Here is a 19,784-nt window from a genome sequence, read left to right on the forward strand (position 1 = left end):
ATAACGGGTATGTCGCGATAGATGCTTGGTGAAATGTGAGTGCTATTCGCGTTCGAGTTCGCGATCTTGCTCTTGCATGGCGACGCTCGCGATCGCGAGCGTGAGGCCCGCGGCCCACGTTCCCCAGACAAGCAGCCGGCGCCAGTCGCGCGGCATGGCGGAGGTTCTCTTGGCGGCGCCAATTGCGCCGAGAGCGGCGCCGATGACGGCTGGGCTGGTCACAAACTTGCCGATCTGCACGGATCCTCCTGGGGGCTCGTCATCCATACGCGAAGATGCGCGTGCGATCAGCCTACCCGCTAGATCATGTCGGGCACTCGAACTGCGCGGTGTGCGATACCCTGGTCTCAAGGTCCGATTGTGGGCGTGGTTTTGTTATGGGCGTTCGAGAGCGCCCACCTGAACTTAAGGAGAGGCCAGAACATGGCGAAAGAGAACACCCAGGCGCTGTTCGAGGAGAGCTCGCGCGGCGCGGTGAGCGCGATCACAGCCGTGTTCTTCGTGCTGTCCTTCGTGCTGTCCATGGGCGGCATTGTGTTGATGAGCTACGGCTTCAACGTCACGCTTGGGTCAGTGACCGAGCTTGCGATGTTCGCGGGTGGCCTCGCCGCTACGACGATCGGCTTCGCGCTTCCTTTCACGGTGCTGCCCAAGATTGGCAAGTAACGACTGAAGTAACAGCGCGTAACATGCGACACGATGCCGGGGCCCTTCTGGGGCTTCGGCATCAGTCATTTCTGCGGGCCTCGCCGGTACGTGATCGGGGCGGCATCGCTAAGGGCATAGACTGGCGACATGGCAGAGATTGACATGAAGCCGCGAAGTCGCGACGTCACAGATGGAATCGAAAAGGCTGCAGCGCGAGGCATGCTTCGCGCGGTAGGTATGGGCGACGAGGACTGGGATAAGCCGCAAATCGGTATTGCCAGCTCCTGGAACGAGATCACCCCGTGTAACCTCAGCCTCAACCGCCTCGCGCAGGGTGCCAAAGAAGGCGTGCACGCGGGCGGCGGCTACCCGATGCAGTTTGGCACCGTCTCGGTGTCTGACGGCATCTCGATGGGGCACGAGGGTATGCACTTCTCGCTCGTGTCGCGCGAGGTCATTGCCGACTCGGTCGAGACCGTCATGATGGCTGAGCGCCTCGACGGCTCGGTGCTACTCGCTGGCTGCGACAAATCGCTCCCCGGCATGCTGATGGCCGCGGCTCGCCTCGACCTCGCATCTGTATTTCTCTACGCCGGATCAATTGCGCCGGGCTGGGTGAAGCTTTCCGATGGTACCGAGAAGCAGGTCACTATTATCGACGCGTTTGAGGCCGTGGGTGCCTGCGTCGCCGGCACGCTCAGCGAAGAAGATCTGAAGCGGGTCGAGTGCGCAATTGCTCCCGGTGAGGGAGCGTGCGGTGGCATGTACACCGCGAACACCATGGCGTGCGTGGCCGAGGCACTCGGCATGAGCCTGCCCGGATCGGCGGCCCCGCCCAGCGCTGATCGCCGCCGCGACTACTACTCGCACCGCGCGGGTGAAGCCGTCGTAAACCTGCTGCGCAAGGGCATCACCTCGCGTGACATCCTCACAAAGAAGGCGTTTGAAAACGCGATCACCGTTGCGATGGTGCTTGGCGGTTCGACCAACGCAGTGCTGCACCTGCTGGCGATCGCACGCGAAGCCGAAGTTGAGCTCACGCTCGACGACTTCACGCGTATCGGCGCGGTCACGCCGCACCTCGCCGACATGAAGCCCTTCGGTCAGTATGTTGCCGAGGACTTTGACCGAGTGGGCGGCATGCCCGTGATTATGAAGGCGCTGCTTGACGCGGGCCTGTTGCACGGTGACGCGCTGACCGTGACCGGCAAGACCCTTGCCGAGAACATTGCCGAGCTTGATCCGGCACCGATCGATGGCAAGGTGATTCGCAAGCTGGACGACCCGCTGCACGCCAATGGCGGTCTCACTATTCTGAGCGGTTCGCTGGCGCCCGAGGGAGCTGTCGTGAAGACGGCAGGCTTCGACCTTGAGCAGTTTGAGGGGCCCGCGCGCGTGTTTGAGCGTGAACGCGCCGCGATGGACGCGCTCGAGGCGGGCGAAATTAACAAGGGCGATATCGTCGTCATTCGCTACGAAGGCCCCAAGGGTGGCCCAGGTATGCGCGAGATGCTGGCCATCACCGCGGCCATCAAGGGCGCGGGGCTCGGAAAAGATGTACTACTATTGACGGACGGACGATTCTCAGGCGGCACAACCGGCCTGTGCATCGGCCATATTGCACCGGAATCCGCTGATGGCGGTCCGATTGCACTGGTGCGTGACGGTGACCTGATTCGGGTTGACATCACCCAACGAACGCTCGACTTGCTGGTAGACCCCGCTGAGCTTGAGGCCCGCAAAGAAACTTGGGCCCCGCTTCCCCCGCGATACACGCGCGGCGTTCTCGCTAAGTACGCCAAGCTCGTGCATTCCGCGTCAGAGGGCGCCATTACGGGCTAGTCCTCTCGGTGTTGCGGTCGCATGACACTCATGTGACCGCAACACTGTACGCGCGCAAGCCACTTCCAGACGAAAGAAAGCAATGACCTCGGATTCGAGTGCAACTCCACCCATACCCGACGCGCGCGGTGAACGCATGAACGGTGCTCAGGCTGTCGTACGCAGCCTCGAAGCTCTCGGCGTCACCGATGTCTTCGGTCTTCCTGGCGGCGCAGTGCTGCCGCTGTACGACGCGCTCATGGACGCAGCCAAGCTGCGCCACGTGCTCGTGCGTCACGAACAGGGCAGCGGCCACGCTGCCGAGGGTTTCGCGAGCTCCAGCAACCGTGTAGGCGTGTGCATCGCCACCTCGGGCCCCGGCGCCACGAACCTCGTCACCGCCATCGCCGATGCCTACATGGACTCGGTGCCGATGCTTGCGATCACCGGTCAGGTGTTCTCGCACCTCATGGGCACCGACGCCTTCCAAGAGGCCGACATCGTGGGCATCACGATGCCGATCACCAAGCATTCCTTCCTCGTAAAGAAGGCCGAAGACATTCCTGGCGCCATCGCGGCGGCCTACCACCTGGCCTCTTCAGGGCGCCCCGGTCCCGTGCTCGTGGACATCACGAAGGACGCGCAGGAGGGCATGCTCGACTTTGTGTGGGATCCCCGCGTGGATCTCGCGGGCTACCGCCCCATCACAAAGGCGAACAGCAAGCAGATTCAAGCCGCGGCAGAGCTCATTGCACAGGCCGAGCGGCCCGTGTTTTACGTGGGTGGCGGCGTTGTGCGCGCAGGGGCTGCAGACGAGCTGAAGCAGCTCGTTGAGCTCGTGGGTGCGCCTGTGGTGACCACGCTCATGGCGCGCGGTGTGTTCCCAGACTCACACCCGCAGCACATGGGTATGCCGGGCATGCACGGTACCGTTCCCGCAGTGCTGGCGCTGCAGGAGGCCGACCTGCTCATCACCCTCGGTGCACGGTTTGACGACCGTGTGACCGGCAAGGCGGCACTGTTCGCGCCCGATGCAAAGGTGATCCACGCCGACATCGACCCCGCCGAGATTGGCAAGATTCGTGCGGCCGACGTGCCGATCGTGGGCGACGCTGCAGAGGTGATTTCTGACCTTATCGCGGCTGTTACGACGGCGAAGGTGTCGCGCGAGTTCGCCGACACCTCAGCCTGGTGGGAGCGATTGAACGGGCTCCTCAAGACTTACCCGTTGGGGTATCAGGAGACGACCGACGGGCTGCTGTCACCCCAGTACGTGATTCAGCGCATCGGCGAGCTGACGGGCCCCGAGGGCATCTACGCCGCGGGTGTCGGGCAGCACCAAATGTGGGCGGCGCAGTTCATCAAATATGAGCGCCCGCACGCCTGGCTCAACTCGGGCGGTGCTGGCACCATGGGGTACTCGGTGCCCGCTGCGATGGGTGCGAAAGTTGCTGAGCCGGATCGTCACGTGTGGGCGATCGACGGTGACGGCTGCTTCCAGATGACCAACCAGGAGCTCGCCACGTGTGTGGTGAATAATATTCCGATCAAGGTTGCGGTCATCAACAACTCGTCGCTTGGCATGGTGCGCCAGTGGCAGACTCTCATCTATGACGGTCGCTACTCAAACACCGAGCTCAACACCGGTCATGGCTCGCAGCGCGTGCCCGACTTTGTGAAGCTTGGCGAGGCCTACGGCTGCTTGGCGATTCGCGTGGAGCGCGAAGAGCAGGTCGACGAGGCAATCAAGTTGGCACTCGCCACGAACGACCGCCCCGTCGTGATCGATTTCGTCGTGAGCGCCGACGCCATGGTCTGGCCGATGGTGCGCCAGGGCACATCGAACAGCGACATCCAGTACGCCCTCGAACACAGCCCCGAGTGGGAGGAAGAGTAAACCATGTCACGTCACGTACTCAGCCTCCTCGTAGAGGACAAGCCGGGCCTATTGACCCGTGTAGCCGGGCTCTTTGCACGCCGCGGCTTCAACATCGAGTCCCTCGCTGTTGGCCCCACCGAAATGCACGGTCTGTCGCGCATCACAGTCGTGGTCGACGAAGACGAGACGCTACTTGAACAGGTCACGAAGCAGCTCAACAAGCTCGTCAACGTGATTAAGGTGGTCGAACTTGATGCCACGAGTTCGGTGCAGCGCGAACACGTTCTCATCAAGGTTCGTGCAGATAACCAGTCACGATCACACGTGCTTGAAGCGGTCAACCTGTTTCGGGCGCGGGTCGTCGATGTGGTGCCCGATGCCCTCACGATCGAGGTCACGGGTGACACCGGCAAGATCGAGGCCTTTCTGAAGGTGCTCGAACAGTACGGCATCAAGGAGATCGCCCAGTCGGGGCTGATCGCCATGGGCCGTGGTTCGAAATCGATCACCGAGCGCGTTTTCAAAAACTGACGGCGCTTAGCGCCGTCATCCTGCGTGCGTGAAATACTCGGGCGAAGATGCGAAGCATTTTCGCGTATTTCACGCCGGCGCCACAGCGCCGGTGCGAGTCGCAGGATCCACAAACCAATTCACTTTTCAAAACCCCCAACATAAGGAGAACCCCGTGGCAGAGATGTACTACGACGCCGACGCCGACCTGTCGATCATCCAGGGCAAGAAGGTAGCCGTCGTTGGCTACGGCTCGCAGGGTCACGCGCACGCAATGAACCTGCGCGACTCGGGCGTCGAGGTCGTTATCGCCCTCAAGGAAGGCTCGAAGTCGATCCAGAAGGCCGAAGAGGCTGGCTTCACCGTTAAGACGGTGGCTGACGCGGCTGAGTGGGCCGACCTCATCATGATCCTCGCCCCCGATCAGCACCAGCGTGCGATCTACAACGAGCAGATCAAGGACAAGCTGACCGCGGGCAAGACCCTCGCGTTCGCCCACGGCTTCAACATCCGTTTCGGTTACATCGAGGCCCCCGAGGGCGTCGACGTGATCCTCGTTGCTCCCAAGGCCCCCGGCCACACCGTGCGCCGCGAGTTCGAGGCTGGCCGTGGCATCCCCGACATCATTGCCGTCGAGGTTGACGCGACCGGCAACGCATGGAACATCGCACTGTCGTACGCGAAGGCGATCGGTGGCACCCGCGCCGGCGTCATCAAGACGACCTTCACCGAGGAGACCGAGACCGACCTGTTCGGCGAGCAGGCAGTGCTCTGCGGTGGCATGAGCCACCTCGTGCAGGCCGGCTTTGAGACGCTCACCGAGGCTGGCTACCAGCCCGAGATCGCCTACTTCGAGGTGCTGCACGAGCTCAAGCTCATCGTCGACCTGATGTGGGAGGGCGGCATCGCTAAGCAGCGCTGGTCGATCTCTGACACCGCTGAGTTCGGTGACTACGTCTCGGGCCCCCGCATCGTTGACGCGGGCGTCAAGGAGCGCATGAAGGAGGTCCTCACCGACATCCAGACCGGTGCGTTCGCGAAGCGCTTCATCGAGGACATGGACAACGGTGGCGTTGAGTTCCAGGCCATGCGCGCCAAGGAAGAGCAGCACCCCATCGAGAAGACCGGTGTTGAGCTGCGCAGCCTGTTTGCATGGCAGCAGACCGACGCCGACTACGTCGATGGTTCGGCTGCACGCTAAGCACTAGCGGGTACAAGGGCGCTTGGAAATCCAGGCGCCCTTTGCTGTCCCCGCGGTGCAGGGCTGGCTCTAACCAGCGCGCTTCGTGCGCGCTGTAGCCCGAGCGGTCCACGGGTCCTCGGGCCACGGATGTTTCGGGTACCTACCGCGCATCTCGCGCCGCACCTGTTGGTACGGCCCGTCCCAAAACGATCGCAGGTCGTCGGTCACAGCGAGGGGCCGCCGCGCGGGCGAGAGCAAATGAAACAGCACAGGCACACGACCATCGATGAGTCGGGGACTCTCGGCCAGCCCAAACAGCTCCTGTAGTTTCACCGCCACCACAGGGCGGGCATCGTCGAGGTCGTATGTGATGCGCACACGCGAGCCCGAGGGCACCACGAGGTGCTCGGGCACGAGTTCATCGAGGCGCGCCGCTTCAGGCCACGGCAGCAGCCGGCGGAGCGCCTGCGCGAGATCGAGCCCCGCGAGCGCAGCGCCGGGGCGCAGCTTGGAAAGATCCGGCACGAGCCAGTCGTCGAGCCGCGTGAGCAGCGCGTCGCTGCTCACATCGGGCCAGGGCGCGCCGAGAACGCGGTGGAGCAGTGCGAGCCGCGCGCGCAGCGCACTCGCGCCGTCACTAAAACTGAGTGCTTCGAGCCCTTCTGTGCGCACGTACGCGGTGTAGGCGGGCCCAATGTCACTGGGCTCTGCCCGCACAGGGGAAGAGGCGAGTACGATTGCGCCCAGCGTGCGCTCCTCGCGCACCCGCAGCTTGCCGGCCTCGATCGTCGCGGCCCGCGAGGCAGCAACGAGCCTGTGCGCCACTTCGACCGCGACCTCTTCGCCCAACGGTGCCGCGAGCCGAATCACGGCGCCCGTGCCGTCGGCGGCGCGGCCCCCCGTGAGCTGTACCTCGTGCACCGCGAGCCACTCGTGAGCTGCGAGTTCGCTACCCTCGGGCAGGGCGGCCCGCGTGCCGCTCGCGAGCAGGTAACTGCGCGCGTGCTCGCTCGTGCGGCGCGCGACCCACTCGGGGCGGCCGAGGGCGACGATGGTGCCCGGGGCGAAGTCGTGGGCTCCGGATCGGGCCGTGGTAGGAGCACCCGAGCCTTCGGTATGGGCCGCCGCGGCGTTTGATCCACGGGTGCTCGAGCCGCCCGCGCGGGCAATGCGTTCGAGACGCTGTACCTCGCGCTTCCAGCGCGGCGCCCCCGGGTGCCGCCCGGCGCGCAGCGCGCGCAACAGCTGAGTTAGATCAGCGTGCGGATCACGGTGGTCGTCAGAAACCGCGGCCACCACCTCAGCCGCGAGTCGGGGGTCATGCACCGCCCGCGCTCCCTCGGTGAGGGCGCGGGCCGATCTCGCGCCGATCGGCAACAGCGCGACCGCGCGGCCCGCCGCCGTCGTGTACCCCGCGTCGTCGATCAGATCGAGCGCACGCAGCGTGCGCGCAGCTTGGCGTATGGCGGCCTCGGGCGGGGGAGTCAAAAGCGCAAGCCCCGCCGCCTCGGGCGTACCCCACGCCGCCAATAGGAGGGCCGCATCGGTGAGGTCTGCCGAGGCGATTTCGGGCTGGCCTGCCTGGCGCATGTGCGCATACTCGGCTTCAGAATACGCTCGCACGACGCGCCCGGGACCCTGGCGGGCGGCGCGGCCCGCACGCTGTTCGGCGCTTGCGCGCGACGCGCTCACGGTTGTAAGCCCCGCCATGTCGCGCCCGCGATCGCGGCGCACCTCACGGGCGAGCCCCGCGTCGACGACGAGCCGCACCCCGGGCACCGTCAGTGAGCTTTCGGCGAGCGACGTGCTGACGATGATGCGCGGTGGGTCTGCAGGGCCGCGGCCACGCACGGCCCGATCCTGCTCGCGCGCGGGCACCCGGCCGTGAAGCGGCAGGATCTCAGGGGAGGTTGCGCCTGATCCGGAGCTTGAACGTAGCAGCGCGACGAGATCGTCGACCTCACGTGCACCCGGCACGAACACGAGCGCGTCGCTGTGCGCGGGGTCGTGCGCGTGGGCATCGCGCTGTGCCTTGAGCGTGACGTGGGCTAAATGTGCGAGGTAGTCGCGCGTCACGCCGCGTTGATCGAGCCGTAAGCCAGCGAACGGTTCGTGGGTGACAGTGAGTGGATGCAGGACCGACGGCACCTGCACAACGGGGGCGCCGCCCAGCAGCTCAGACACGCTCGCAGCATCGAGCGTCGCAGACATTGCCACGACAATCAGATCATCACGTAGCGCGCGGGCTTCGGCTGCCATGCCGAGCAGCAGATCACCCTCGACCGTGCGTTCGTGCACCTCGTCGAGTACAACCGCTGCGACCCCCGGCAGCTCGGGGTTGTCGATGAGGCGCCGCAGTAGCACACCGGGAGTGACCACCTCGACCCGGGTGCTGGCGCTCACGTGACGCTCGCCCCTCATCGTGACGCCCACCAGTTCGCCGAGCGGGGTGCCCGATAGCTCTGCGAGCCGGTGGGCGGCGGCCCGAGCGGCGATGCGCCGCGGCTGCGTGAGAATCACGCGCGGTATGGGGCCCGTATCAGCGGAAGCTGCCTGCGCGATCAAATTCGCCACGAGCGGGGGTACAAAGGTCGTTTTGCCCGTGCCTGGCGGGGCGGTGACGACGAATGCGCGGGCCGCCGCGGCGCGTTCAAGCTCTTGTTGGGCGCGTGAGACGACGAGTCCGTGGCCGATGCGGGCGAGGTCAAAGGGAAGCGCAGTCACGCAGCTAGCTTACGAGGCGGGGCGTGTGGCGCGATGTGTGGCGCGATGTGTGGCGCGGTGCATGGCGCGGTGGGGAAGGCGTGCCGGGCTCGGCAGACTCAAAGATGAGTTTAGCTAGTGTGGTGATCGTGCGAAATAAGAACGATGGCGGGGCGCGCGAGAGCCGCCTTGTGAGCGGGTGGACTGTCGAGGGTGCTCCCGAACAGGCGAGTTCCGGGCAGGGGGCACCCGAGCAAGGGGCGACGCCCGAGGCGCCAATGGCCGCGCCCGCGCTTGCTGCAGCTGAGCAGCAAGTCGACGAATCGGGTGCGGGCGGGAGTGAACCTACGGGGGAGCGCGCGCAAATGTCGAACGCGACGCTCGTGGTGCTGGGGGTATTTGGTGGCATCTACCTGATGTACACGTGGGTCTGGTTTAGCTGGGCCGAGTACTACGCGAGCGCAAACGACCTCGTCGCCGCGTCGAGCGGATCGCTCGGCGGCGTGCTGCAGCAGATCGTGTTCTGGATCGCGCCGCTCGCGCCGATCGGATGGTTTTTCACCGCGCTACTGATGAACCGGGGTGCTTCGACGCTGCGGCTCGCGCTGTGGATCGTGCTGGGTGCGGTGGTGCTGGTGCCGCTGCCCATGATTATGTGGGGTGCATAACATGACACGCCGAATTATTTCTTGGGCCGTGTGGGCAATCATCACCGGCCTGTATGTCTACATGGTGGTAGCTGCCGTGGGCAACATCGTGCTGCTGCCCCAGATGGTGGCGAGCATTGGGGTATCGATAACCGGGGCTGGCTGGTTCTGGATGATATTTGGTGTCGCTCTGCCGCCGCTCGCGTATGCGCTCGCGCTCGTATTCGCCCGGCGCAGTGGCACCGCGGTGCGCTTACTCGCGCTCGCGACCGGGTTGTGCGCGGCCGCCGCGATTCAGCTTGAAGTGCTGCTGCTGGTGCCACAGTCGAGCTTCTTCGGCTAGTTTTGGGGCCGAATGCGTCGCTGCGTGACGCCGCGCGTCATCGTGCTGTCGCGTGAGACCCTAGAATGGAACCCCGGCCCGTGTTTGCACAGGCTGGGTACCCAATGCCGCTGACCCGAAGGATTCGCTTGATGTCTGCGCCGGTCGTGCTGATCGCCGAACAACTTTCGCCCGCTACCATCGCCGCACTCGGCCCCGACTTCGAGGTGGTGCACGTCGACGGTACTGACCGCGACGCGCTGCGCTCGGCGTTGGCCACGGCGAACGCCGTGCTTGTGCGCTCGGCAACACTGATTGATGCCGAGGCGCTCAGCTGGGCACCCCAGCTGCAGGTCATCGCCCGCGCTGGCGTGGGCCTCGACAACGTCGACATCAAGGCTGCCACGCAGGCCGGTGTGATGGTCGTCAATGCCCCGACCTCGAACATCATCAGCGCTGCTGAGCTGACGGTGGCCCACATTCTGGGTCTCGCACGCCACCTGCCGCGTGCGCACTCGTCGCTGTCAGAGGGACTTTGGAAGCGGTCGTCGTTCACCGGTACCGAGCTCTACGAAAAGACCGTCGGCATCGTCGGCCTCGGCCGCATCGGCGCCCTCGTTGCCGAACGTCTGCGTGGTTTTGGTGTTGAACTCATCGCGTTCGACCCCTACGTCACCGCAGTGCGGGCACAGCAGCTGGGCGTCGAACTGGTGTCGCTTGACGAGCTCGTAAAGCGCGTCGACTTCCTCACGATCCACATGCCGCGCACGCCTGAGACGCTCGGCATGATCGGTGCCGAGCAGATGCGCGCCATGAAGTCGACCGCGTACGTGGTCAACGTAGCTCGCGGCGGCCTCATCGATGAGGCGGCGCTCGCTGATGCTCTCAAGGCCGGCGAAATTGCCGGAGCCGCTCTCGATGTGTTCATGCAGGAGCCCCCGGCCGATACCTCACTCACGGGTCTGCCGAACGTCAACGTCACCCCGCACCTGGGCGCTTCGACCGCAGAAGCACAGGAGAAAGCCGGTGTGTCTGTCGCGAAGTCGGTGCGCCTCGCACTCGCGGGCGACCTCGTGCCCGACGCGGTGAACGTCGCGGGCGGCGTGATCGATGAGTATGTGCGCCCCGGCCTGCCCCTCACCGAGAAGCTTGGCCAGGTCTTCGCCGGTCTCGCGGGAGCACCGATCGCTTCTCTCGACATCGAAGTGCACGGTGAGCTCGCTGAGCGCAACGTTGAGGCCCTGCGCCTGGCAGCCCTCAAGGGCGTCTTCTCCAAGGTGGTGAGCGATCCCGTCTCGTACGTGAACGCGCCGCTGATCGCTGAGCAGCGCGGCGTCGAGGTGCGATTCTCGAAGGACGCGATCTCAGAGAGCTACCGAAACGTCATCACGCTGCGTGGGGCGCTGACCGATGGCACTGCGATTTCGGTGTCGGGCACGCTCACCGGCCCCAAGCAGGTTGAGAAGATCGTTGAGATCAACGGCTACGAAATCGAACTGCCGATCCCAGAGCACCTGGTCGTCTTCAGCTACACCGATCGCCCCGGCATCGTTGCGGTATACGGCGGCATTCTTGGCGAGGCGAGCGTCAACATCGCGGGCCTGCAGATCGCGCGCGACGATAAGAAGGGCACGGCGCTGTCGGTGCTCGCGGTCGACGCTCCGGTCGAAGAACACGTCATCACATCGCTGCGCGCAGCGATTGGCGCAGAACGGATCCACACGATCGACGTCGACGCTCAGTAGCTCGTCCTCGTCGTAAACGGCACCGTCTCCCCGCATTCACGGGGTGGCGGTGCCGTTTTTCGTGCACAGTGATAGCCTGGTCTAGTGGGCAAAAGCCCACGGTACGACATTCGAGCGCGCAGGCTGCGGGCTGGTCTTCGGTGGTAGTTCCCTCTGTGATGCACGCTCCCAGGGTGGCCTTCTACTGAACATCAGCAGTGCGGCACACGCTGTAACCTACGCCGCGCGCTCACCCGAACAAAGGAGATCCCGTGGAGGGTCCTGAAATCAAGTTCGCCGAGACCGTTCTCGACAACGGCCGCTTTGGCAAGCGTACGATCCGTTTCGAAGCCGGCCGTCTCGCGCAGCAGGCGCAGGGCGCGGTTGCCGCGTACATCGACGAAGAAACCATGCTGCTGTCGGCCACCAGCGCGTCGAAGAACCCGAAGGATCACTTCGACTTCTTCCCGCTGACCGTTGACGTCGAAGAGCGTTCATACGCCGCGGGCAAGATTCCCGGCTCGTTCTTCCGTCGCGAGGGTCGCCCCTCGACCGAGGCGATCCTCGTCTGCCGCCTCATCGACCGCCCGCTGCGCCCGTCGTTCGTTGACGGCCTGCGCAACGAGGTGCAGATCGTTGTGACCGTCATGTCGATCGCTCCCGGTGAGTTCTACGACGCGCTGGCGATCAACGCTGCAAGCGCCTCGACCCAGATCTCGGGTCTGCCCTTCTCAGGCCCCATTGCCGGCGTGCGCCTGGCACTGATTCCCGGCTCGGGCGACAACGCAGACCAGTGGGTCGCGTTCCCCAACGCTGAGCAGGTGGGCGAGGCAGTGTTCGACCTGATGGTCGCTGGCCGCGTCGTCACCAAGGCAGACGGCACCGAAGATGTCGCGATCATGATGGTCGAGGCTGAGGCAACTGAGGGTTCATGGAACCTCATCAAGGCTGGCGCTACCAAGCCCGACGAGGCGATCGTTGCCCAGGGTCTCGAGGCAGCTAAGCCTTTCTTGACCCAGCTCGTGAAGGCACAGGAGCAGCTCGCCGCACAGTCGGCAAAGGCCGTGCAGGAGTACCCCGTGTTCCTGCCCTACACCGACGAGGCATACGCCGCGGTGGCGGAGCTCGCGCAGGCAGAGCTCGAGAACATCTACCAGATCGCTGCCAAGCAGGAGCGTCAGGACGCCGATGACGCACTGAAGTCGCGCGTCAAGGAGGCTATCGCAGCCAAGGTCGCTGCAGGCGAGCTGGCCGCAGAGGTTGAAGCTCAGGTTTCGGGTGCGTACAAGGCGGTCACGAAGAAGGTCGTACGCGGCCGCATTCTCGCCGGTGGCAGCCGCATGGACGGCCGCGGCCTGCGCGACATCCGTGCGCTTGACGCAGAGGTTCAGGTCATTCCTCGCGTGCACGGTTCTGCGATCTTCCAGCGCGGCGAGACCCAGATCTTGGGCGTCTCGACGCTCAACATGCTCAAGATGGAGCAGCAGATCGACTCGCTGTCGCCCACGACCAGCAAGCGTTACATGCACCACTACAACTTCCCGCCCTACTCGACCGGTGAGACCGGCCGCGTAGGTAGCCCCAAGCGCCGCGAAATCGGCCACGGCTTCTTGGCAGAGCGCGCACTCGTGCCCGTGCTGCCGAGCCGCGAAGAGTTCCCCTACGCGATCCGTCAGGTGTCTGAGGCGCTGAGCTCGAACGGTTCGACCTCGATGGGCTCGGTCTGCGCATCGACCCTGTCGCTGCTCAACGCTGGTGTGCCGCTGCGCGCGGCCGTCGCGGGTATCGCTATGGGCCTCGTGTCTGACGAGGTCGACGGCGAGACCCGTTACGCCACCCTCACCGACATTCTCGGTGCAGAGGACGCGCTCGGCGACATGGACTTCAAGGTCGCTGGTACCTCTGAGTTCGTGACCGCGCTGCAGCTTGATACCAAGCTCGACGGCATCCCCTCTGACGTGCTCATCGGCGCGCTGGCGCAGGCCAAGGAGGCGCGCGACACGATCCTCGGCGTGCTGAACCAGGCGATCGACACCCCCGACGAGATGGCGCCCACCGCGCCCCGCGTCATCACGGTGAACATCCCCGTCGACAAGATCGGTGAGCTGATCGGCCCCAAGGGCAAGACGATCAACGGTATTCAGGACGCGACCGGCGCCGACATCTCGATCGACGACGATGGCACCGTGTACATCGGTGCGGTTGATGGCCCGTCGGCTGAGGCTGCACGTGCGCAGGTCAACGCGATCGCTAACCCGCAGAACCCCGAGGTGGGCGAGCAGTACCTCGGCACCGTCGTGAAGAACGCCGCATTCGGCGCCTTCGTGTCGCTGCTGCCCGGCAAGGACGGCCTGCTGCACATCTCTGAGGTGCGCAAGCTCGTTGGCGGTAAGCGCATCGAGTCGGTCGACGAGGTGCTCTCGGTGGGCCAGAAGGTGCTCGTCAAGATCACCAAGGTCGACGACCGCGGCAAGCTCTCGCTCGAGCCCGTCATCGAGGAGCAGGCGGCAGACGCCACTGACGAGGCTCCCGCGGCCGAGTAACCTCGCGCCGCGATCCGGCAGCTTGTGCCGGATCCGGATCATGTGTTCGCCCGCCGCACCCTTCGGGGTGCGGCGGGCGAACGTGATTGAGCGGTATGCTGCTCGCAACGACCGCGAGGAGTGTGCGATGCAGCTATACCGTGCGAGCGTGTGTGACACGCCAGTCAGCCCGTTTGCTGGGGGCGCGCTGCGCTCGGAGGAGGACGCGGGCCTACTTGTGCGCGATGGCGTGATCATCGATCGTGGGCCATTTGACGGCGTACGTGACAGGTGGCCCCGCGCCGAGGTGATCGAACTGCGCGGCGGGGTGTTGATTCCTGGACTCATCGACACCCACGTGCACTACCCGCAGGTGCGGGTGATTGGTGAGCTTGGACGGCCACTGCTCGACTGGCTCGATGCGTGCGCGCTGCCCGAAGAAACTCGGCTTCAAGACGTCGCTTACGCGCGCGAGATCGCGCACGAGTTTGTCGCGGGGCTGGTGCACGCGGGCACGACCACGGCGCTTGTGTTTGGCTCGCACTTCGCCGCCGCTACCGACGCGCTGTTTACTGAGGCGACGCGGGCGGGCCTGCGTATCACGGCGGGGCTCGTGACGAGCGACCGGGGGCTGCCCAGCGCGCTCCTGACAACGCCGGATCGAGCGCGCGCCGAAGCCGAGGCGCTCATCGCCCGCTGGCACGGTGTGGGCCGCACCCGCTACGCGGTGACACCGCGCTTCGCGCTGTCTGCCTCGGCGGAGCTGCTCGCCAGCGAGGGTGAGTTGCTCGCCGCCCACGAGGGGCTCTTTTTCACGTCGCACCTCAACGAGAATGCCGCCGAGATCGACGTCGTCGCGGGGCTGTTTCCCGAGGCGCGAGACTACCTCGACGCGTACGACCGGGCTGGGCTGGTGGGGGAGCGCAGCGTGTTTGCGCACAACGTGCTCCCGAGCGAGGCCGAGCTGGCGCGCCTTGGCGGGGTGGGGGCCGCGGTTGCGCACTGCCCGACCTCGAACTCGTCGCTCGGCAGCGGCGTGTTTGCGTTTGGCAGGCACATCGACCACGGGGTGCGTGTGGCGCTCGGCACCGATGTGGGGGCGGGCACCGGGTTCTCACTTTTGAAGGAGGGGGCACAGGCGTACTTTATGCAGCGGCTTGCGCACGGCGGCGGGTTCGAGCTGTCTGCAGCGCACCTGCTGTATCTCGCGACGAAAGCCGGTGCCGAAGCGTTGGGGCTCACGGGAGACACCTCGGTACGGGTGGGCGAGCTTTCACAGGGGTGCAACTTCGACGCGGTGTGGGTGCGCCCCGAGGCGGGTTCGACGCTCGATGTCGGGCTGAAGCACGCCCCCGGGCCAGATGCGGCGATCGCACGAGTGTTCGCGCTCGGCACGCCCGCCGACATCGCGCGGGTGTGGATCCAGGGAGAGGAGACGCTGCGGCGATAGGCTGAAGTAATGCGCGAACCCATTCTTCTGCCCCTCGACCAGCCCGAACTCTCGGTTGACTTAAGCGGTGGCCTCGTACGCCGCACGGTGCACCCGAGCGGCTTGCGGGTGCTCACCGAACACATGCCCGGCGCCCGCAGTGCCACGATCGGGTTTTGGGTGGGGGTCGGCTCGCGTGACGAGCAGGCCGAGAACAATGAGGCCCCCGGTAGCCTCGGCTCCACGCACTTTCTCGAGCACCTGTTGTTCAAAGGCACGCCCACACGTGACGCGTTTGAGATTGCGACGAGCTTCGACCGCATTGGCGCCGAACACAACGCTCTGACCGCAAAGGAATACACCTGCTATTACGCGAAGGTGCGTGATGCAGACGTGACACAGGCCGTCACCGTGCTCACCGACATGGTCGCGAACTCGGTGATCGACGAGGGCGAGTTTGAGACCGAGCGCGGCGTGATTTTGGAAGAAATCGCGATGGCAGCCGACGACCTCGCAGACGTGGCGGGCGAGCGCCTGTTTGAGGCCGTGTTTGGCGAGCACACGCTCGGACGGCCCATCGGTGGCCACCCCGAGACGATTAAAGACGCTGTGCGCGACGACGTGATGCTGCACTACCGCGAGCGCTACGATCCGACCACTCTGGTCGTTACCGCTGCTGGTGCGGTTGACCACGACCAGCTTGTAGACCTGGTGCTCGAAGCGCTCAATGCGTCACCCGAGGAGCGGTGGCACACCGGTCGATCCGGCACGCCCGTGCGTCGTTCGCAGGCTGCGAGCAGCGTCACGCGCGGTGAGCGGCTGCACATCACCGAGCGGCCGAGCGAGCAGCTCAACCTCATGATCGGTGCCGAGGGACTGCAATCGAACGACCCGCGACGCTTCGCCTATGGGATCATGAACTCGGTGCTCGGCGGAGGCATGTCGAGCCGCCTGTTCCAAGAGATTCGTGAGAAGCGCGGTCTCGCTTACACCGCGTACTCGTTTGGTGCGAGCTACTCTGACGCCGGACTCTTTGGCATCTACGCGGGGTGCGCCCCCGAGCGTGCGCAGGAAGTGCTCGAACTCAGCCGCATCGAGCTGGGTCGCATGGCCGAGTCAGGCGTAACCGAAGAGGAGCTGGAACGCTCACTCGGTCAGATTGCGGGTTCATCGGCGCTCGCGCTCGAAGACTCTGATACGCGCATGGGGCGCCTCGGCCGCGCCGAAATTGGCGGCGGTGAGCTCTACGACCTTGACACCTCACTCGAGCGGTTCCACGCCGTCACCGCCGAAGATGTGCGTGCGATCGCCGCCGAGATCGCGTCGCGGCCGCAGACCGTCGTCGCGGTCGGTGACGTGTCGCGGGCGGGTACCTTAGAAGCATGAGTGTTCGAGTAGCAGTTGCTGGCGCCACGGGGCGCCTGGGAACGTTAGTGTGCGAGGTCGTCGAAGCGACGCCCGGGTTTGAGCTTGTGGCGCGGCTGCGCAGCACGTCGGCCCCTGAAGACGGGGCGAACGCCGACCTGGTCGTCGACGTCAGCCACCCTGACGCTTCAGCTGGCATCGTGGAGCGTGCGCTCGAGCGTAGCCAGAAGGTGATCATTGGCACGAGCGGCTGGTCTGCCGACCGGCTCGCCGAGTTGCGCTCGCGGCTTGATAAGACGCCCGACGCCGGTGTCATTGTTGTGCCTAACTTCTCGCTGGGCTCGGTGCTGGGCACGGCGCTCGCGCGCATCGCCGCCCCGCATTTTGATGCCGTTGAGATCATTGAGGCGCACCACCCGCACAAGGTTGATTCGCCCTCGGGTACTGCGGTGCGCACAGCCGAGCTGATGGCCGAGGCACGCGGCGGTAAGCCGACAGAGGCGCCGTTTGCCGAGCAGCCGGCGCGCGGGCAACTCGTCGCGGGAATTCCCGTGCACAGTCTGAGGCTCGCGGGCGTCGTAGCGAAGCAAGAAGTGCGGTTCGGTGGCCCCGGCGAAGTGCTTACGATCACACACGACACCCACTCGGGGGAGGCGTACCGCGCCGGTATTCACGCCGCGCTTCAGGCTGCCCCGGGCTGCACCGGTCTCACGGTCGGGCTTGACGCAGTGCTCGGACTCGGCGGCATCGCGTGATGAGCGCGCGGGCGCGGGCGATCGCGAGCGTCGCCCTCATGAGTGCGTTGCTTGCCCTCTACTTTGTGTTCACAGGGGTGCGAGCGGTAGCGCTGCTTGCCTCGGGCAGTATCGTGCCGGTGCTCATGGGGCTGGCGATGTTGATCCTGCCCCTCATTGGCGCGTGGGCGCTGTGGCGCGAGCTGCGCTTTGGGCAGCAAGCCACGGCCCTCGTTGACCGGCTTGCGGACTCGGGCGACCTGCCCGAGGAGCTGGCAGCGGCCCGCGAGGCGGGCACGCGGCCCGACCGAGACGCGCTCGACGCCTCGTTCGATCGCTACCGGGCTGCGGCCGAGGCGGCGCCGGATCAGTGGCAGTCGTGGGCGAGACTCGGGCTAATGTACGACGCCTGTGGCGACCGAAAGCGTGCTCGTGCAGCTATTCGACAATCGATATCGGTGGATTCTGGGAAAAATTGAGATGAATCACGCGCCGATTAGTATTTTGACGCCGAGATACATAGACTCGATCCCCGTACGAGAGTGGTTTTAGCGACGCGAGATTTTTCGCGCCAATAGTTCCCTCCACACTGGAGCATACGCGCGCAATAGGGCGCGCCAGAAAGCATGAAGTCACATGGCGAAATATGACCTAAATGCCCCGACACCGGAGACGCGAACGCTTGATTCGCACACCGGTATCAGCAAGAAGGGGCTCCCCTCGGGCACAGTGGGTGTGCTCGGGGCTCTTGTGATCGGTCTGTCGACCTGTGCCCCCGCATACACGCTCACCGCGGCCGTCGGCCCGGCCGCGAGCGAGGTGGGTTACCAGACTCCCGCGATCTTCCTCATGGGTTTCATCCCCATGCTGCTGGTCGCGATCGGCTACCGCGCGCTGAACTCGGCGATGCCGGACTCGGGCACCTCGTTCACCTGGGCATCGCGGGCGTTTGGCCCGTGGATCGGGTGGATGGCGGGTTGGGGGCTCATTGCCGCCACCGTGCTGGTGCTTTCGAACCTGGCAGGAATCGCGGTCGAGTTCTTGTTCCAGTCGATCAGTATTCTTGTGGGTGACCCGTCAATTGCTGAGCTCTCGGGTAACCGCTTTATCAACATTGCCGTGTGTCTCGTGTTCATGGCGATCGCGACGTTCATCTCCTACCGCGGCATGACTGAGACCAAGATCTTCCAGTACATCACCGTTGCGTTCCAGATGGCGATCCTGATCTGGTTTATCGTTGCCATGTTTGTGGGCGCAGCAGACCCCGCCAACAGCGAGGGTCGCATGCCCGAACTGTCGTGGTTTAACCCGCTTGAGGTGTCGAGCGTGAGCGCGTTTGCCGCCGGAATTGCTGTCTCGATCTTCGTGTACTGGGGCTGGGACACGGTGCTCACGATGGGCGAAGAGACCAAGCCTTCGAAGGGTCGACTGTCGACCGAGAGCAAGGCCGCAATGATTCTCGTGGGCATTCTCGTGGTCCTCTACGTGGGTACGGCGACAGCGACGGTTGCGTACGCAGGTCTGGGCGACGGGCCTACGGGGCTCAACAACCCGAAGATTGCTGAGAACGTGTTTGCGGCGCTCGCGAACCCGGTGATGGGACCCGCAGCGATCTTGCTTTCGGTCGCGATCTTGGTGAGCGCGCTCGCATCGATCAACTCAACCGCGATTTCGCCCGCGCGCACCCTGCTCGCGATGTCGCACTATGGTGCGCTGCCGGCCGCGATCAAGAAGATTCACCCCAAGTACAAGTCGCCGCACGTAGCGCTGCTGCTGTCGGCTCTGGTCGCCTCGGCGTTCTACGCTGTGATGCGTTTCATCAGTGAAGACGTGCTGTGGGACACGATTACGGCGCTCGGCATGATGGTCTGCTTCTACTACGGCATCACCGCGCTTGCGAGCCCCTGGTACTTCCGCAAGACCGCCTTCAAGGAGGGCGTGGGGGCTGCATTCTCGAAGTTCATTCTGCCGGGCCTCGGCGGTGTGCTGCTGCTGGTTGTGTTCGTGCAGACGACGCTTGACAGCATGGACCCGGAGTTTGGTTCAGGCAGCAACATTGCCGGTGTCGGTCTCGTCGGGATCATCGGCGTGGTCGTGCTTGGGCTCGGTGTTGTGCTGATGTTTGTGCAGGCGCGGGTGGCGCCCGCGTTCTTCCGCGGTGATGTGCTGTCGAAGGCTGATGCCACGTCTGACACTTCTGCGATGGCGCTGTTCGACGACGGCCTCGGCTCGTAGGGTTCGTTTGTGAACGGGGGTGCAGCGCCATTTTGTGGCGCTACACCCCCGTTTTCGTCGTT

Annotated in this window: 16 protein-coding genes; 14 read left to right on the forward strand and 2 right to left on the reverse strand. The window is 64.9% G+C overall.

Translation table 11 applies throughout. The features are described 5' to 3' along the window. Nucleotides 1-42: 42 nt before the first annotated feature. The gene (locus tag ACXR2W_RS04990; protein ID WP_458814211.1) at nt 43-267 is read right to left on the reverse strand and encodes a hypothetical protein; all 225 of its coding nucleotides are present in this window, start codon (nt 265-267) and stop codon (nt 43-45) included. A gap of 156 nt (nt 268-423) precedes the next feature. Here ACXR2W_RS04990 and ACXR2W_RS04995 point away from each other — a divergent pair, with 156 nt between their 5' ends. From ACXR2W_RS04995 to ilvC, 5 genes are all read left to right on the forward strand, one after another. Then, nucleotides 424-666 carry a hypothetical protein gene (locus ACXR2W_RS04995; protein WP_458814213.1) on the forward strand — a complete coding sequence of 81 codons (243 nt, stop codon included), beginning with the start codon at nt 424-426 and terminating at the stop codon, nt 664-666. A 129-nt stretch (nt 667-795) separates the two neighbouring features. Then, a complete protein-coding gene (gene ilvD, locus ACXR2W_RS05000) occupies nt 796-2,490 on the forward strand; it encodes a dihydroxy-acid dehydratase (RefSeq protein ID WP_458814215.1) in 1,695 nt (564 codons plus the stop codon). 82 nt (nt 2,491-2,572) lie between these two features. Then, nucleotides 2,573-4,366 carry an acetolactate synthase large subunit gene (locus tag ACXR2W_RS05005; protein ID WP_458814217.1) on the forward strand — a complete coding sequence of 598 codons (1,794 nt, stop codon included), beginning with the start codon at nt 2,573-2,575 and terminating at the stop codon, nt 4,364-4,366. Between the two features lie 3 nt (nt 4,367-4,369). Beyond that, on the forward strand, nt 4,370-4,879 hold the full coding sequence (gene ilvN, locus ACXR2W_RS05010; protein ID WP_458814219.1) for an acetolactate synthase small subunit: 510 nt from the start codon (nt 4,370-4,372) through the stop codon (nt 4,877-4,879). A gap of 163 nt (nt 4,880-5,042) precedes the next feature. Further along, nucleotides 5,043-6,059, forward strand: a complete 1,017-nt coding sequence (gene ilvC / locus ACXR2W_RS05015) for a ketol-acid reductoisomerase (RefSeq protein WP_458814351.1) — start codon at nt 5,043-5,045, stop codon at nt 6,057-6,059. 69 nt (nt 6,060-6,128) lie between these two features. Here the strand turns inward: ilvC and hrpB are convergent, their stop codons facing one another. Then, nucleotides 6,129-8,765, reverse strand: a complete 2,637-nt coding sequence (gene hrpB, locus ACXR2W_RS05020) for an ATP-dependent helicase HrpB (RefSeq protein ID WP_458814221.1) — start codon at nt 8,763-8,765, stop codon at nt 6,129-6,131. Nucleotides 8,766-8,893: 128 nt separating this feature from the next. Here hrpB and ACXR2W_RS05025 point away from each other — a divergent pair, with 128 nt between their 5' ends. The 9 genes from ACXR2W_RS05025 to ACXR2W_RS05065 all read left to right on the forward strand — a co-directional run bounded on the left by ACXR2W_RS05025 (nt 8,894) and on the right by ACXR2W_RS05065 (nt 19,722). Next, a complete protein-coding gene (locus ACXR2W_RS05025) occupies nt 8,894-9,412 on the forward strand; it encodes a hypothetical protein (protein ID WP_489948828.1) in 519 nt (172 codons plus the stop codon). Between the two features lies 1 nt (nt 9,413). Next, nucleotides 9,414-9,734 carry a hypothetical protein gene (locus ACXR2W_RS05030; RefSeq protein ID WP_458814225.1) on the forward strand — a complete coding sequence of 107 codons (321 nt, stop codon included), beginning with the start codon at nt 9,414-9,416 and terminating at the stop codon, nt 9,732-9,734. Nucleotides 9,735-9,865: 131 nt separating this feature from the next. Then, nucleotides 9,866-11,458, forward strand: a complete 1,593-nt coding sequence (serA, locus tag ACXR2W_RS05035) for a phosphoglycerate dehydrogenase (RefSeq protein WP_458814227.1) — start codon at nt 9,866-9,868, stop codon at nt 11,456-11,458. Between the two features lie 251 nt (nt 11,459-11,709). Beyond that, nucleotides 11,710-13,980, forward strand: a complete 2,271-nt coding sequence (locus ACXR2W_RS05040) for a polyribonucleotide nucleotidyltransferase (protein ID WP_458814229.1) — start codon at nt 11,710-11,712, stop codon at nt 13,978-13,980. Nucleotides 13,981-14,107: 127 nt separating this feature from the next. Then, on the forward strand, nt 14,108-15,409 hold the full coding sequence (guaD, locus tag ACXR2W_RS05045) for a guanine deaminase (RefSeq protein WP_458814231.1): 1,302 nt from the start codon (nt 14,108-14,110) through the stop codon (nt 15,407-15,409). A gap of 9 nt (nt 15,410-15,418) precedes the next feature. Then, nucleotides 15,419-16,774: a M16 family metallopeptidase gene (locus ACXR2W_RS05050; protein ID WP_458814233.1), complete on the forward strand. Its 1,356-nt coding sequence runs from the start codon at nt 15,419-15,421 to the stop codon at nt 16,772-16,774. Continuing rightward, nucleotides 16,771-17,508 (forward strand): 4-hydroxy-tetrahydrodipicolinate reductase, encoded by a 738-nt coding sequence (dapB, locus tag ACXR2W_RS05055; RefSeq protein WP_458814235.1) that lies wholly within the window; start codon nt 16,771-16,773, stop codon nt 17,506-17,508. Before ACXR2W_RS05050 ends, dapB begins: the two co-directional genes overlap by 4 nt. Nucleotides 17,509-17,546: 38 nt before the next feature. Then, complete coding sequence (locus ACXR2W_RS05060) at nt 17,547-17,966, forward strand: hypothetical protein (protein ID WP_458814237.1); 420 nt, start codon at nt 17,547-17,549, stop codon at nt 17,964-17,966. Between the two features lie 157 nt (nt 17,967-18,123). Continuing rightward, the gene (locus tag ACXR2W_RS05065; protein ID WP_458814238.1) at nt 18,124-19,722 is read left to right on the forward strand and encodes an APC family permease; all 1,599 of its coding nucleotides are present in this window, start codon (nt 18,124-18,126) and stop codon (nt 19,720-19,722) included. Nucleotides 19,723-19,784 lie beyond the last annotated feature (62 nt).

This window comes from Leucobacter faecis (genome assembly GCF_054456695.2).

Bases quoted from the DNA above. Each gene is read 5' to 3' on its own strand.
- ACXR2W_RS05030 (WP_458814225.1), top strand. From the start codon at position 9,414: ATGACACGCCGAATTATTTCTTGGGCCGTGTGGGCAATCATCACCGGC.
- ACXR2W_RS05050 (WP_458814233.1), top strand. From the start codon at position 15,419: ATGCGCGAACCCATTCTTCTGCCCCTCGACCAGCCCGAACTCTCGGTT.
- ilvD (WP_458814215.1), top strand. From the start codon at position 796: ATGGCAGAGATTGACATGAAGCCGCGAAGTCGCGACGTCACAGATGGA.
- ACXR2W_RS05005 (WP_458814217.1), top strand. From the start codon at position 2,573: ATGACCTCGGATTCGAGTGCAACTCCACCCATACCCGACGCGCGCGGT.
- ACXR2W_RS05065 (WP_458814238.1), top strand. From the start codon at position 18,124: ATGGCGAAATATGACCTAAATGCCCCGACACCGGAGACGCGAACGCTT.
- ACXR2W_RS04995 (WP_458814213.1), top strand. From the start codon at position 424: ATGGCGAAAGAGAACACCCAGGCGCTGTTCGAGGAGAGCTCGCGCGGC.
- ACXR2W_RS05060 (WP_458814237.1), top strand. From the start codon at position 17,547: ATGAGTGCGTTGCTTGCCCTCTACTTTGTGTTCACAGGGGTGCGAGCG.
- ilvN (WP_458814219.1), top strand. From the start codon at position 4,370: ATGTCACGTCACGTACTCAGCCTCCTCGTAGAGGACAAGCCGGGCCTA.
- guaD (WP_458814231.1), top strand. From the start codon at position 14,108: ATGCAGCTATACCGTGCGAGCGTGTGTGACACGCCAGTCAGCCCGTTT.
- ACXR2W_RS04990 (WP_458814211.1), bottom strand. From the start codon at position 267: ATGGATGACGAGCCCCCAGGAGGATCCGTGCAGATCGGCAAGTTTGTG.
- dapB (WP_458814235.1), top strand. From the start codon at position 16,771: ATGAGTGTTCGAGTAGCAGTTGCTGGCGCCACGGGGCGCCTGGGAACG.
- serA (WP_458814227.1), top strand. From the start codon at position 9,866: ATGTCTGCGCCGGTCGTGCTGATCGCCGAACAACTTTCGCCCGCTACC.
- ilvC (WP_458814351.1), top strand. From the start codon at position 5,043: ATGTACTACGACGCCGACGCCGACCTGTCGATCATCCAGGGCAAGAAG.